At 74.4% G+C, this 13,239-nt stretch carries 10 protein-coding genes; 4 read left to right on the forward strand and 6 right to left on the reverse strand.

The window, feature by feature from the left end:
* Window positions 1-217: 217 nt before the first annotated feature.
* On the reverse strand, window positions 218-1,099 hold the full coding sequence (purU, locus tag ACFYQQ_RS22885; RefSeq protein WP_355786482.1) for a formyltetrahydrofolate deformylase: 882 nt from the start codon (window positions 1,097-1,099) through the stop codon (window positions 218-220).
* A 47-nt stretch (window positions 1,100-1,146) separates the two neighbouring features.
* Window positions 1,147-1,647, reverse strand: coding sequence for a hypothetical protein (locus ACFYQQ_RS22890; RefSeq protein ID WP_355786484.1), 501 nt, complete (start codon window positions 1,645-1,647; stop codon window positions 1,147-1,149).
* A 117-nt stretch (window positions 1,648-1,764) separates the two neighbouring features.
* Between ACFYQQ_RS22890 and ACFYQQ_RS22895 the strand changes: the two genes are divergently transcribed.
* Window positions 1,765-3,078 (forward strand): ABC transporter substrate-binding protein, encoded by a 1,314-nt coding sequence (locus ACFYQQ_RS22895; protein WP_355786486.1) that lies wholly within the window; start codon window positions 1,765-1,767, stop codon window positions 3,076-3,078.
* A 58-nt stretch (window positions 3,079-3,136) separates the two neighbouring features.
* Here ACFYQQ_RS22895 and ACFYQQ_RS22900 read toward each other — a convergent pair whose 3' ends face one another.
* Both ACFYQQ_RS22900 and ACFYQQ_RS22905 read right to left on the reverse strand, forming a co-directional pair.
* Window positions 3,137-4,933, reverse strand: a complete 1,797-nt coding sequence (locus tag ACFYQQ_RS22900) for a hypothetical protein (RefSeq protein WP_388905015.1) — start codon at window positions 4,931-4,933, stop codon at window positions 3,137-3,139.
* A gap of 248 nt (window positions 4,934-5,181) precedes the next feature.
* The gene (locus ACFYQQ_RS22905) at window positions 5,182-6,567 is read right to left on the reverse strand and encodes a transcriptional regulator (RefSeq protein ID WP_355785813.1); all 1,386 of its coding nucleotides are present in this window, start codon (window positions 6,565-6,567) and stop codon (window positions 5,182-5,184) included.
* 421 nt (window positions 6,568-6,988) lie between these two features.
* Between ACFYQQ_RS22905 and ACFYQQ_RS22910 the strand changes: the two genes are divergently transcribed.
* From ACFYQQ_RS22910 to ACFYQQ_RS22920, 3 genes are all read left to right on the forward strand, one after another.
* Complete coding sequence (locus ACFYQQ_RS22910; protein WP_355785816.1) at window positions 6,989-7,648, forward strand: bifunctional DNA primase/polymerase; 660 nt, start codon at window positions 6,989-6,991, stop codon at window positions 7,646-7,648.
* A 166-nt stretch (window positions 7,649-7,814) separates the two neighbouring features.
* The gene (locus ACFYQQ_RS22915; protein WP_355785820.1) at window positions 7,815-8,606 is read left to right on the forward strand and encodes an ABC transporter ATP-binding protein; all 792 of its coding nucleotides are present in this window, start codon (window positions 7,815-7,817) and stop codon (window positions 8,604-8,606) included.
* Window positions 8,603-10,249, forward strand: a complete 1,647-nt coding sequence (locus ACFYQQ_RS22920) for a transporter (RefSeq protein WP_355785823.1) — start codon at window positions 8,603-8,605, stop codon at window positions 10,247-10,249. The genes ACFYQQ_RS22915 and ACFYQQ_RS22920 overlap by 4 nt, the downstream gene beginning before the upstream one ends.
* Window positions 10,250-10,864: 615 nt before the next feature.
* Here the strand turns inward: ACFYQQ_RS22920 and ACFYQQ_RS22925 are convergent.
* Together ACFYQQ_RS22925 and ACFYQQ_RS22930 are read right to left on the reverse strand one after the other, a co-directional pair.
* Window positions 10,865-11,794 (reverse strand): alpha/beta hydrolase, encoded by a 930-nt coding sequence (locus tag ACFYQQ_RS22925; RefSeq protein WP_356174259.1) that lies wholly within the window; start codon window positions 11,792-11,794, stop codon window positions 10,865-10,867.
* A gap of 623 nt (window positions 11,795-12,417) precedes the next feature.
* A complete protein-coding gene (locus ACFYQQ_RS22930) occupies window positions 12,418-13,110 on the reverse strand; it encodes a metal-dependent transcriptional regulator (RefSeq protein WP_355779356.1) in 693 nt (230 codons plus the stop codon).
* Between the last annotated feature and the right edge of the window lie 129 nt (window positions 13,111-13,239).

The following is a 13,239-nucleotide window of genomic DNA, read 5'->3' on the forward strand; positions in this document are numbered from 1 at the left end:
GCGCCCGCGTCCCGTTCCCCGGGCGGCGCGTTCCCGCGCTCAGGGCAGTGCGCGTACCGGCCCCGCTGTGAGGCGCGGTCCCGTCTCAGCGCCCCGACGCCCTCCCCCGCAGCGAGGAAGGTCGTGCCTTCGACGCCCCTGGGCGCCTTCCCCCGCAGCGAGGAAGGTCTCCCCTTCGGCGCCCCCGGACGCCTTCCCCAGGGTCGGCGGGACTGCGTTACGCGAAGACGACCGTGCGGCGGCCGTTCAGGAGGATGCGGCGCTCCGCGTGCCACTTGACCGCGCGGGCCAGCGCCTGGCACTCCACGTCGCGGCCGATGGCGACGAGCTGGTCGGGGGTCACGTCGTGGCCGACCCGCTCGACCTCCTGCTCGATGATCGGCCCCTCGTCGAGGTCCGCCGTCACGTAGTGCGCGGTGGCGCCGATGAGCTTCACGCCCCGGGCGTGCGCCTGGTGGTACGGCTTGGCGCCCTTGAAGCTCGGCAGGAACGAGTGGTGGATGTTGATGATCCGGCCGCTCAGCTGCTTGCACAGGTCGTCCGAGAGGACCTGCATGTAGCGGGCCAGGACGACCAGCTCCACCTCCTCGGCGCGCACCAGCTCCAGGAGCTGCGCCTCGGCCTCCGCCTTGGTGTCCCTCGTCACCGCGATGTGGTGGAAGGGGATGTCGTACGACGCCACGAGTTCGGCGAAGTCGGTGTGGTTGGAGACCACGGCGGCGATGTCGACGGGCAGCGCGCCGATCCGGGCGCGGAACAGCAGGTCGTTCAGGCAGTGCCCGAACTTGCTGACCATCAGGACGACCCGCATGCGGTCCTCGGCGCGGTGGATCTGCCAGTCCATGTGGAAGGCGTCACCGATCGCCGTGAAGCTCGCGCGGAGCTTGTCCACCGTCACCGGCGCCTCGGCCGAGAAGTGGACCCGCATGAAGAACAGGCCCGTGTCGTGGTCGCCGAACTGCTGGCTGTCCTCGATGTTGCAGCCCGTCATGAACAGGTAGCTCGACACGGCGTGCACGATCCCCTGCTTGTCCGGGCAGGAGAGGGTCAGGACGTACTGCTCGGCGGGCGCGGCGGCGCCGACGGACTGCTCGTTCATGCCCGCCAGGGTCCCATACATGGCGCCCGCGCCGGGCGGGCGTCCCGCTAGGCGGACCGGGTCAGGATCCTGAGCACCTCGAGCGTGCGGGGCGGCACGTCGGGGTCGTCGCCGTCGCTCGTCGCCAGCAGGACGTGCGCGTCACGGGCGGCGCGGACCGCCTCCGGCCACGCCTGGTGGTCGAGGTAGGCGGAGACCGGCGCGTCCGGGCCGACCTGGTGCATGATCCGCAGCACGCGCAGCACGGCGGAGTCGACGAGCGCCGCCTCCTGCGCGTCGCGGAAGATCGTGCCGACGTACTTCTCGGCGGACCAGTTGTCGAGCCAGGTGTCCTCGACGAGGCGGTACACGGCGTCGGTGACGTCCCCGTACCCGTCCACGCCGGCGAGCCAGACGTCCCGCTGGAACCCGGGGTCGGAGAGCATGTGCAGCGCGGAGCGCACATTGCTGCGCCAGCGCCACCACGGCATGTCGTTCAGTGGCATGCCGCCCATGGTGGATGAGCGGTGCCCGCGACGGGAAGACTTCTCCGAACCTTGCACGGTCATCGATCGTACGTTCCCCGTGCCGGTCCTCCGACCGCCCCCCGTTGTTCACCTGTGCGTCACCGCCGGTTGACCGGCGGTCACTCCCCGGTTGGCCGTGTGAGGGAATCGTGCGGGGACATGACCGGCAGGCGACGCACACGCAGCTCCTCCCCCTCCGCACTGTCCCGCCCACTCAAGGCCACGCTGCTGTCGGCGGGTGCTCTGGCGGTGTGCGCGTCGATCGCCGTCGGCTGTGGGGTCGTCCCCGGTGTCACAGGGGGTTCCGGGGGCGACTCCATCACCGTCATGACCTGGGCGCCCGAGGACACCCCGGCGACGAACAAGCCCGGCATGCCCGCCATGGCGCAGGCCTACGCCCGCTGGGTCAACTCCCGGGGCGGCATCAACGGCCGCGAGCTCAGGGTCCTGACCTGCAACGACCACAACGACTCCGTGGACGCCGCGAAGTGCGCCCGGCGCGCGGCCAAGGAGGACGCCGTGGCCGTCGTCGGCTCCTACAGCCAGCACGGCGACTCCTTCCTCTCCCCGCTCCAGGGCGCCGGCATCCCGTACATCGGCGGGTACGGCCTGACCGACGACGAGTTCCGCAGCCCGCTCTCCTACCCGGTGAACGGCGGCCAGCCCGCGCTGCTGGCCGGGCTCGGCGAGGAGCTCGGCCGCACCTGCGGCCCGGTCTCGCTCGTCCGCCCCGACACCATCGCCGGCGACGAGCTCCCGCTGCTCCTCGGCGCCGGTCTGGAGCGCGAGGGACACGCCCCCGCCACGGACGTGCGCGCCGCCGAGGACGCCACCGACTACTCGGCCCAGGTCACGCAGGCCCTCCAGCGGGCGTCCTCCGACCCCGCCGAGCGGGGATGCGTGGTGACCGCGCTCGGGGACCGCACGGACGCCTTCATGGACACCTTCCGCCACCGCCGGGAGGACTACCCGAAGGTGCGCACGGCCTCCGTGCTCGGCAGCGTCGACCAGACCGTGATCGACGCCACCGGCGGCAGGTCGGGCCCGTACGAGAACGCGTACGTCACCGGCTGGTACCCGGCGTCGAAGGACGGCCGGTGGAACGCCATGAAGGCGGTCATCCGCGAACAGGCCTTCGGCGACAACCGCATCGACCCCGCGGACGCCGGGGTGCAGACCACCTGGATCGCCTACACCGTCCTGCGGCAGGTCGTCGAGTCCCTGGGCGACGGCGAGGTGAGCGCGCGCACCATCCGGCGCGCGCTCGACGACGGCCTGAAGGTCGACACCGGCCGGCTCACGCCCACGCTGAGCTGGCGCTTCGGGGACCTGCTCGCGGTGGTCGACTTCCCGCGCCTGGTCAACGCCGACGTGACCTTCCAGGTCGTACGCGGGGGCCAACTGGTCACGTCCCGGCGCGGGTTCGTCAACGTGTCCAAGACCCTGGAGAGCGCCGCCTCCAACTCCCGCTGACGGCAACGCCCGTGAGGGCGGGCCCGGAGTCCGGGTCCGCCCCCACGGGCACCGTCCGTCAGAGCTGGGTCGGCTGACGCTGCGTCAGTCCGTACGTGGACGCTATGGAGTTCCACAGCTGCGCGGCCTTGGTCTTCTGCGCGCTGGCGGTGACGCTCGCGCGGTCGCCGGCCTGGGACTGCGGGGTGGTGCGGGCCCGGTGCTTGCGGCAGCCGTGCCTGCCCGCGGTCTGGTCGGCCCAGGCGGCGTAGTGGCTGTCGGCGGACGCGGACGCCTTCCAGGCGTTGGTCAGCGCGGTGGTCAGGTCCGCGTTGTTCGGCAGCTTGTCGACCTTCAGGCCGGAGAGCCGGGTGACGAGGTCGTTCCGCTGCTTGGCGGCGGCGCGCAGATCGGTGGCCGCCTGGCCGAGGTTGTCGCAGGCCCGTACGTTGCCGACGGCCGCGATCACGGAGGCCCGGCTGTCGTTGCTGTCCGCCAGCAGCTTGTCGAGCGCGACGGCCTGCTCCTTCGCCGGGTCGGCGGACGGGGAGGCCGACTGCGACCCGGTGGACGCCGCCGCCGAGACGGGCTTCCCGTCGGTGCCGCCGTCGCCGTCCGAACCGGTGCTGAGCAGGGCGCCCGCCCCGACACCGAGGACGGCGATGCCGAGGCCGACGGCGACGATCAGCGGGACGCGCGAACCGGTGCGCCGGCGCCCGCCCCCGTCGTCGGCGGCACCGCGCCGCGCGGCGGCCCGGCCGCCCGGGGCACCGGGGCCCGACCGCTGCGGGTGGCGCGGATCGACACGGGGCAGCTGCTGCGTGGACGCGGGGCCCTCCGCCTCGCTGCGGAAGAGGTTGTCGAACTCCGCGGGAGGCGTGCGCTCCTCCGAACCCCCCTGCGGTGTCCCGTAGGGCGCCGCGGCCGGTTCCGCGGGCACCGGGGCGATGTACTGGGTGGCCTGCGCGTCGGGGTCGGCGGCGGACGGCCCCGGGCCGGTCCCGCCCCGGGGCGCACGGCCCAGGTAGCGCGTCGCGTCGGCGGGCATCTCCGGCGGCAGCGCGCCGGGGCCCGCGGGGCCCGGACCGGAGCCCACCGGAGGCAGGAACTGGGTGGCGCCCTCGTCCGGCGCCGCCGGGACGGGCGGCAGGTACTGGGTCGCGCCCTCGTCGGGGTGCGCCGCCGCGGGCGGGACGGGCGGCAGGTACTGGGTGGCGCCCTCGTCGGCCGGCGGCAGCGGCGAGGCGGCCCCGGCGCGGTGCGAGGGCGCGTGACGGCCGTCGGGGGCCTGCGGGGGCAGCGGCGCCCCGTAACCGCCGGGCCCCTGCCCGGGCGCGTGGGCGCCGGTGCCGTAGGGGTCGTCCGGCCGCGCGCCCTCGGGCGGCAGCGGCTGCGGCTGGGCGGGAGCGCCGTCCCAGCCCTGCCCGGAGGCCGACGCGTGCCGGCCCCGGGACGCGCCCGGCTCGTAGCCGCCCTGCGCCGCGTGCGGCTCGTTCCAGCCCTGGCCGCCCGTACCGGACGCCTGCCAGTTCCCGGAGCCGCCGGTGGAGCCGCCCCAGTCCTGGGCGGGCGGGGACGGCTCTGAGGCACCCCATGCCGGGGGCGAGGAGACGGCGCCGTCCGCCCCGGACCGGGGTGCCCCCCAGCCGTGGCCGGGCGGCTGTCCGTGCCCGCCGTCCGGGGCCGCGCCCGGGCCGGGACCCTGCTCCGCCGGGGCCTCGGGCCCCCACGACCGGTTCCAGGCCTGACCGCCGGCGGGGGCCGTACGGTCGCCCGTCGTGCCCGGAAGAAGAGGTTCACCGCCGTCGGAGGGCAGCACGATGCCTTCGCGCGCGGGCCGCGCCGAGGGCTGATCGCCCTGTCCACTCTGCGTCACCGGGACTCCTACGAATGGGGGACCTTCGGAATCGTCGGCTCACGCTACCGGGTTACGCCGACCCGGTGCCACGCAGCACATGGCCCGGCCCCCCACCCCGGCGGACGGGACCCCCGAACCGCCCCGCGGCGCGCCCTACACACCTCTCTCCGGCGCGCGCATCCCGGTTTCCCGCCTGTTCACGCCCTCGCACCCCGTACATTCACCGGGTGCGCGCCGGTCCTCCACACGCGCCGGCCCCCGCCCGCTCAGGCCGCCGCCTGAAGGTCCATCCGGGCCCCGAACTCCCTTACCACGGGCTCGTCCCGGTACGGCTCCAGCCGCTGCTGGAAGTCCTCCAGGTACTCCGCCCCGCGGTTGGACCGCAGGGTGCCGAGGAGCTCGACGGCGCGCATGCCGGTGTGGCAGGCCTGCTCGATCTCGCGCTGCTGCACCTGCGCGGTGGCCAGCAGCACGAACCCGATCGCCCGGCGCCGCGCCCGCGACTCCGGGTGCCCGGCGAGGGACTCCTCGGCGCACCGCGCCGCCGCCTCGGCCTGGCCCAGGTCCCGATGGCAGTGCGCCAGTTCGTCGGCCAGGTAGGCCTCGTCGAAGTGCGCGATCCATGTCGGGTCGTCCCCGGAGGCCGCGTCCGCCGACTCCAGGGCGGTGACCGCCCGCCCCGACGCCAGCTGGGCGGCCCGCGCGTCGCCCATGAGCGCGTGCCCGCGCGCCTCGGCGGCGTGGAACATCGACTCCGCGCGCGGGGTCACCCGGCCGCGGGCGCCCTCCTGGGCGGCGCGCGCCAACTGCGCGATCTCGCGCGGGTTCCCGAGCTGCGCGGCCAGGTGGCTCATGGACGCGGCCAGCACGTAGCCGCCGTACCCGCGGTCGCCCGCCGCCTGGGCGAGCCGCAGCGCCTGGATGTAGTACCGCTGCGCGAGCCCCGGCTGCCCGGTGTCCACCGCCATGTACCCGGCGAGTTCGGTCAGCCGCGAGACGGCGGCGAACAGCTCGCGTCCGACCGCCTCCCGGTAGGAGCCCGCGAGCAGCCCGGAGACCACGCTGTTCAGGTAGTGCACGACGACGGGCCGTACGTGGCCGCTGCCGTACTGGTGGTCAAGCTGCACGAGCGCCTGGGTCATCGCCCGGACCGCCGCCACGTCCGACAGCCCGACGCGCGGGCCCGCCGCGCGCGCGACCTGCGAGTCCGGCGCGGAGATCAGCCAGTCGCGACTCGGCTCCACCAGCGCGGAGGCGGCGACGGACGACCCCGACAGGAAGTCCCGGCGCCCCACGTCGCTGCGCCACAGCTCGCAGACCTGCTCGATGGCCCCCAGCACCGTCGGCGAGAACTGGAGACCGACGCCGGACGCGAGGTTCTTGCCGTTGGCCATGCCGATCTCGTCGATGGTGACCGTGCGCCCCAGCTTGCGGCCGAGCGCCTCCGCGATGATCGCCGGCGCCCGTCCCCGAGGCTGCTGGCCGCGCAGCCAGCGCGCGACGGACGTCTTGTCGTAGCGCAGGTCCAGTCCGTGTTCCGCGCCGCACATGTTGACGCGGCGGGCCAGTCCGGCGTTCGAGCAGCCGGCTTCCTGGATGAGCGCCTGCAGTCGTTCGTTCGGCTGCCGCGCGACGAGAGGCCTTGCGGCCATGGCGTACCCCCTGCTCTCCGGCAACTCCCCCGCCGGGACGCCCGGGTCGAAGACGAACGGGAGACCGCGGGCCCGGAAAGGGCCCTGGTCGTCCGCTCGCCTCCGGGGTGCCCCTTCGGCTCGTCGCCCTGCTGCGGTGCCTGCCCGCGCACCGGGTTGACGTGTCCTCGATGGCCGGCTCCGGCGAGGGATCCCGGCCAGGAAGATCAATGCCCCGTCGAGATACGGAAGATGCGAGGCATGTGAGGATTGCCGGGGTAAAGCCGATTGCCCGACCCCACAGGTGGTTACCCACCCCCCGCTGCCGCTGCCCGCGCGCGCCCCCGCCCGTGCATCCATGCGCCCCGGACGCGGGATCGATGCTCCTCCCCCGCGCGCGCGTCGCCCGTAACCCGAGGTGGGTGCGGGAGTTGAGTTCACCGTGGACGAGACCATCGCAGGCACCGAGACCGCTCAGATCCCCGTCCAGCGCGGCGAAGCGCTGCTGGACACCGCCGTGCGCTATGCCGAGGAGCGCCACTGGGACGTCTTCCCCGGCACCTGGCTGGAGGCCGTCGACGGGACCCAGCGCTGCTCCTGCGGCGAGCCCGCGTGCCCCCTGCCCGGCGCACACCCGGCGCGCGAGGACTGGGCGACCCAGGCGACGGGCAGCGCGACCGTCGCCCGCCGGATGTGGTCGAGGCAGCCCACCGCGTCGATCCTGCTCCCCACCGGGCGCACCTTCGACGCCATCGACGTGCCCGAGACGGCCGGGTTCCTCGCCCTCGCCCGGATGGAGCGCATGGAGCTGACGCTCGGCCCGGTGACCTGCACGCCGGACCGGCGCATGCAGTTCTTCGTCCTCCCCGGGGCCGCGGCCAAGCTCCCCGAGCTGATCCGCAAGCTCGGCTGGCCGCCCGCCTCCCTGGACCTGGTCGCACTCGGCGAGGGCACCTACGTGGCGGCCCCGCCCACCCGTTACGGGTCCCGGGGCGCCGTGCAGTGGGCCTGCCGGCCGACCCCGGCGAACCGCTGGCTGCCCGACGCGGAGGAGCTCATCTCGCCGCTCGCCTACGCCTGCGGACGGGACGGGCGCCGCTAGGCAGTGTCCGAAGCGGCGCGAGCGCGTGCCAGGCGCCGCGGGGCGGGCGGGACTTCGCGGACACGGCCCAGGGGTCCCGCCGTCCACGCGTCCCCTGCCCCGCGCGGCTGATCACGGGTTGCCCACACCCCCTCGCCGCCGGGGCGCCCGGCCGTAGGGTGCTGGCATGACCGAGGCAGCAGGGGCGCAAGTGCCGGCCGTACGCGTACGGGGGCTCTGGAAGCGGTTCGGGGAGCAGATCGCCGTCGCCGGGATCGATCTGGAGCTGCCCGCCGGGCGGTTCATCGGACTCGTCGGGCCGAACGGGGCGGGCAAGACCACCACCCTCTCGATGGTGACCGGGCTGCTCAGGCCCGACCAGGGCACCGTCGAGGTCGTCGGCCACGACGTGTGGCGCGACCCGGTGGAGGTGAAGGCCCGGATCGGGGTGCTGCCCGAGGGACTCAGGCTCTTCGAGCGCCTCTCCGGGCGCGAACTCCTGGCCTACACCGGCCGGTTGCGCGGGCTGCCCGGCGCCGAGGTGGACAAGCGGGCCACCCAGCTGCTGGACGTCCTGGACCTCGCGGGCGCCCAGCACAAGCTCGTCGTCGACTACTCGACCGGCATGCGCAAGAAGATCGGCCTGGCCTGCGCCCTGCTGCACAATCCCGAAGTGCTCTTCCTGGACGAGCCGTTCGAGGGTGTCGACCCGGTGTCCGCGCAGATCATCCGGGGCGTCCTGGAGCGCTTCACCGCCTCCGGCGCCACCGTCGTCTTCTCCTCCCACGTCATGGAGCTCGTCGAGTCGCTGTGCGACTGGGTGGCGGTGCTGGCGGCCGGGCGGATCCGTGCGCACGGCCCGCTGGCCGAGGTCCGCGGTGACGCCCCCTCGCTCCAGCACGCCTTCCTCGAACTCGTCGGCGCGCACGGCCGGGACGCCGGGTCCGACCTCGACTGGCTGGGCGGCGGCGCGCGATGAGCACGACCGCCTCCACGGAAAAATCCGCGGGATCTCCGGCGGGCGGCGCGCCCGCCGTCCCCGTCACCGCCGTCTTCGTACGCCTCAAGCTGTCGCTGCTGCGCAACGGGCTGCGGCAGTCCGCGGGACGACGGGCCGCGTACGTCACCTCGACCGTCCTCGTGCTCCTCGTCGCCGCGCTCCAGCTGATCGGCCTGATCGCCCTGCGCGGGGACGCCCACGCCGCCACCGTCACCGTCGTGCTGACCGCCGTCCTCGCGCTCGGCTGGGCCGTGATGCCGCTGTTCTTCCCCAGTGGCGACGAGACCCTCGACCCCACCCGGCTGGTGATGCTGCCGCTGCGCCCCCGGCCCCTGGTGCGGGCCCTGCTCGCGGCCTCGCTGGTCGGCATCGGGCCGCTGTTCACGCTCTGCCTGCTCGTCGGCTCCGTGATCGCCGTCGCGCACGGCCCGGCGGCCCAGGTCACCGCGGTGGTGGCCGTGCCGCTCGCCCTGCTCGTCTGCGTGGCCCTCGCACGGACCGTCGCGGCCGCCAACATCCGGCTGCTGACCAGCCGCCGGGGACGCGACCTCGCGGTGCTCAGCGGGCTGGTCGTCGCCGTCGGCGCGCAGCTCGTCAACTTCGGCGCGCAGCGGCTCGGTTCGGCGGGCGGGCTCTCCGCGCTTGACCCGGCGGGCGAGGTGCTGGCCTGGGTGCCGCCCGCCTCGGCGATCGGCGCGGTGGACGCCGTGAGCGAGGGGTCGTACGGCGTCGCGGTCGCCCGGCTGCTGCTCGGCGTGGCCGCACTGGCGGGGCTGCTGGCCTTCTGGTCGCGGAGCCTGACCCGGCTGATGACCTCGCCGGACGGCTCGACGCTCCAGGCGGCCGAGCCCGCCGCCCGGGAGCGCGGGACGAACAGGCTGCTCCGGCTGCTGCCCACGGGGCGCACCGGGACGGTCATGGAGCGGAGCCTGCGCTACGTGTGGCGGGACCCGAAGACCAAGGCGGCCTGGGTGACCTCGCTCGCCATCGGGCTGATCGTGCCGGTGTTCAACGCCCTCCAGGGCACCGGCTCGGTGTACTTCGCGTGCTTCGCGGCCGGGATGCTCGGCATCCTGATGTACAACCAGTTCGGGCAGGACACGTCCGCGTTCTGGATGGTCGCGATGACGATCTCGTCCTCCCGGGACGCGTACGCGGAGCTGCGGGGGCGGGCGCTGGCGCTGCTGGTGATCACGCTGCCCTACGCGACCCTCGTGACCGTCCTGACGACCGCGATGCTCGGCGACTGGCCGCGGCTGCCGGAGGTGCTCGGGCTGTCCTTCGCGCTGCTCGGGTCGATGCTGGCGACCGGTGCCTGGTCGTCGGCCCGCTTCCCCTACTCGATCCCGCAGGAGGGCTACAAGAACGTGGCCCCGGGCCAGGCGGGGCTGGCCTGGATCTCGATCTTCGGCGGGATGGTCGCCGCCGCGCTGCTGTGCGCCCCGGTCATCGCCCTGACGATCTGGCTGAACGTGGCGGCGGACGCCGACGCGTGGACGTGGCTGCTGCTGCCGGTGGGCGCGGGGTACGGGACGCTGATCACGCTGCTCGGCCTGCGCCTGGCGGCACCGCGCATCGCACGGCGGCTGCCGGAGATCCTGACGGCGGTGAGCAAGGGCTGAGCCCACGGGCGGGCGGGACGGCGGTGGGTCCCGCCCCCGGGGCCGCCGGGTGCGAGGGCCGCCGGGGTGCCGGGCCGGCTTGCGGGGTGCCGGGCCGGCTTGCGTGATGCCGACCGCGGGCGTGGCGCCGGACGGCGGGCGTGATGCCGAACTGGCAGGCGTGATGCCGAAGCGGCAGGCGCGGTGCCGACCAGGGACGTGGTACCGGACGGCAGGCGGGATGCCGACCGGCGGGCGTGGCACCGGACGGCAGGCGCGGCGCCGAACCGGCAGGCGTAATGCCGACCGGCGGGCGCGGCGCCAGACTGCGGGCGCGGCGTCGACCGGCGGGCGTGATGCCGGACTGCGGGCGCGGTGCCGACCAGGGACGTAGTGCCAGAAGGTGGGCGCGGCGCCGGACGGCAGGCGCGGCGCCGGACGGCAGGCGCGGCGCCGGACGGCAGGCGCGGCGCCGGACGGCAGGCGCGGCGCCGGACGGCAGGCGTGGCACCGGACGGCAGGCGTGGCGCCGGACGGCAGGCGTGACGCCGGACGGCAGGCGCGGCGCCGGACGGCGGGCGTGAGGTCAGCCGGGGAGGCTGTGCGCCCGGGGGCGCAATCGTTCCCCGGGGGCGCTCACTTGGTCAGGACGCTGTCCATGAACGGCTCGATCGCGGCGCGCCAGGCGTCCGGCTGGTCGTAGTGCACGAGGTGCCCGGCGTCGGCGACCTCCGCGTACTGGCCGCGGGGCAGGACGCGGACCATCTCCTGGGACTCCGCGCGGCCCAGCTCGCCGTCCAGGCCGCGGACGACCAGGGCGGGGCACTGCACCTGGGTCAACTCCTCCCAGTGCGCGTCGTACACCCAGGTCTCCCGGGACTTGAGCATCTGCTCCGGTTCGAAGACGGGGCGCCAGCCGTCCGCCGACTCGGACATCACCTCGGCGTAGAACTCCCCGCGGGCCGGGTTCGGGCGCTCCACCCAGGGGTCGTCCTCGCCGAACCACTTGCGGACGTCGGCGAGCGTGGCGAACGGAACCGGCCAGGCCTTGAACCAGTCCTCCCACTCCCGCTGCGAGGCACCGCCGAGGGCCGAGGCCCGCATGTCGCAGATGACCAGTCCGCAGACCAGGTCGGGGCGGCGGGCGGCGAGCTGCCAGGCGGTGAGGGCTCCCATGGCGTGGCCGATGACGACGGCCGGGGCGAGGCCCAGCTGTTCGAGAGCGGCCTCGGCGTCCTCGACGTAGGCCTCACGCGTGTAGAAGCCCTCCGGCGGCTTGTCGCTCTGTCCGTGGCCGCGCTGATCGAGCGCCACGGCGCGGTGCCGCTCGGAGAGCCAGCGGGCGGTCGACGCCCAGTGCGAGGCACGGCCCATCAGGCCGTGCAGTAACAGCACGCCGGGGCCGCGTTCGGCGCGCTCCCCCGGTGCCCGCCCGGGGCCGCCCTGCGCGGGCACGGTCCGGGCCGGCTCGGCGGCCCGCGCCGGATCACCCTTGGGAGGGTCGCCGAACTCCCAGGCCGCGAGCCGTACGCCGCCTGCTCCGGTCACGTCGATGCGCCGCACCATAGGTCCTGGCACCCCCCTGGCTCGCTCGGACCGCTCGCTCCCGCCGGTCCACTCTCGTACCGCTGGTCGTCCCGCTGCTCCTGCTGGGTCCTGCCGTCGCACACTGTTCACGTCGTGATCGCACACCCGCTCGTACAGCGCGCGTCACCGAGAGATCGTCACCCCCACGCTATCGAATAGGGATTCGAAAATACGGGTCCGGGCGCCAACACCCCTCGTTCGAGTGACCTCTCTCAGGGATTGACCGCCGCTGCCGAGGGGAGATCTTCAACGGGGAACGGACCGCTCGGGGAAAAGGGTCCGGAGGGGATGACCCTGGGAGCTCGGGGCTCCGGGTCAGCACAGGGGAGGACAGGCCCCGGCGCCACTCGGCGCCGGGGCCCTCTCCACGTCTGCGGCACATCTCCCGCTCCCTCCCCGGCCCGCGTGACATCGCTGTCGGACGACGGCCAAGAGCCCCTCGGTCATATGCCTCACGCGACAGCGTCGCACGCAAACCGTCGCGGCGCTGCGATTCGGCGCACTGGATCTCGAAATCGACGGGATCCACACCGTGCCACAACTGCCCCTGCGGTCGCGGGAGTTGACACCCGGCCGGGGCCCGGGTACCGGCGTCGGGGAGGTCAGCGCTTGGCGACGAACACGTGGGAGGCCACGTCCGCCTCCAGCTCCGCGGCCTCGCCGCCGCTGCCGACCAGGACCCCGCCGGGCGACTCCGTGACGCTCACGACCGAGCCGGGCTGCACGCCCGCGCGCCGCAGCGTGTACATCAGCTGCGCGTCCGTCTGGATGGGCTCGCCGATCCGCCGGACGACGACGGTCTTGCCGTCCGCGCCCGGGTCCAGGTCGGCCAGCGACACCATGCCGGCGTCCAGGAAGGGGTCGGCGCCGTCCTTCTCGCCCAGCTCCTCCAGGCCCGGGATCGGGTTCCCGTACGGGGACTCGGTGGGGTGGCGCAGCAGTTCCAGGACGCGGCGCTCGACCGCCTCGCTCATCACGTGCTCCCAGCGGCAGGCCTCGGCGTGCACCTGCTCCCACTCCAGACCGATCACGTCGACGAGCAGACACTCCGCGAGCCGGTGCTTGCGCATCACGCGGGTGGCGAGGCGCCGGCCCTCCTCGGTGAGCTCCAGGTGCCGGTCGCTGGCCACGGCAACCAGGCCGTCGCGCTCCATCCGCGCCACCGTCTGGCTGACCGTCGGTCCGCTCTGGTCGAGCCGCTCGGCGATCCGGGCGCGCATGGGGACCACACCTTCCTCCTCCAGCTCCAGGATGGTGCGGAGATACATCTCCGTGGTGTCGATCAGTCCGGACATACGTGCCCCTTGATTGCTCTGCCGGGAACTGGACCGCTCTCCGGCGCGTGCGCTGGCCCTGGACCCAATTCTGACGCATCGCGCTGACAACCGTGCCGCGCCCGGGCAACCGCGCACCGGCCGGTGCCC

Origin of the sequence: Streptomyces sp. NPDC005496, from assembly GCF_042872045.1 — a bacterium.
Classification (GTDB): Bacteria; Actinomycetota; Actinomycetes; order Streptomycetales; family Streptomycetaceae; genus Streptomyces.

What these genes read in the sequence shown, in the direction of transcription:
- purU (WP_355786482.1), bottom strand. Translation starts at nt 1,099, where the DNA reads ATGAACGAGCAGTCCGTCGGCGCCGCCGCGCCCGCCGAGCAGTACGTC.
- ACFYQQ_RS22890 (WP_355786484.1), bottom strand. Translation starts at nt 1,647, where the DNA reads ATGACCGTGCAAGGTTCGGAGAAGTCTTCCCGTCGCGGGCACCGCTCA.
- ACFYQQ_RS22895 (WP_355786486.1), top strand. Translation starts at nt 1,765, where the DNA reads ATGACCGGCAGGCGACGCACACGCAGCTCCTCCCCCTCCGCACTGTCC.
- ACFYQQ_RS22905 (WP_355785813.1), bottom strand. Translation starts at nt 6,567, where the DNA reads ATGGCCGCAAGGCCTCTCGTCGCGCGGCAGCCGAACGAACGACTGCAG.
- ACFYQQ_RS22915 (WP_355785820.1), top strand. Translation starts at nt 7,815, where the DNA reads ATGACCGAGGCAGCAGGGGCGCAAGTGCCGGCCGTACGCGTACGGGGG.
- ACFYQQ_RS22920 (WP_355785823.1), top strand. Translation starts at nt 8,603, where the DNA reads ATGAGCACGACCGCCTCCACGGAAAAATCCGCGGGATCTCCGGCGGGC.
- ACFYQQ_RS22925 (WP_356174259.1), bottom strand. Translation starts at nt 11,794, where the DNA reads ATGGTGCGGCGCATCGACGTGACCGGAGCAGGCGGCGTACGGCTCGCG.
- ACFYQQ_RS22930 (WP_355779356.1), bottom strand. Translation starts at nt 13,110, where the DNA reads ATGTCCGGACTGATCGACACCACGGAGATGTATCTCCGCACCATCCTG.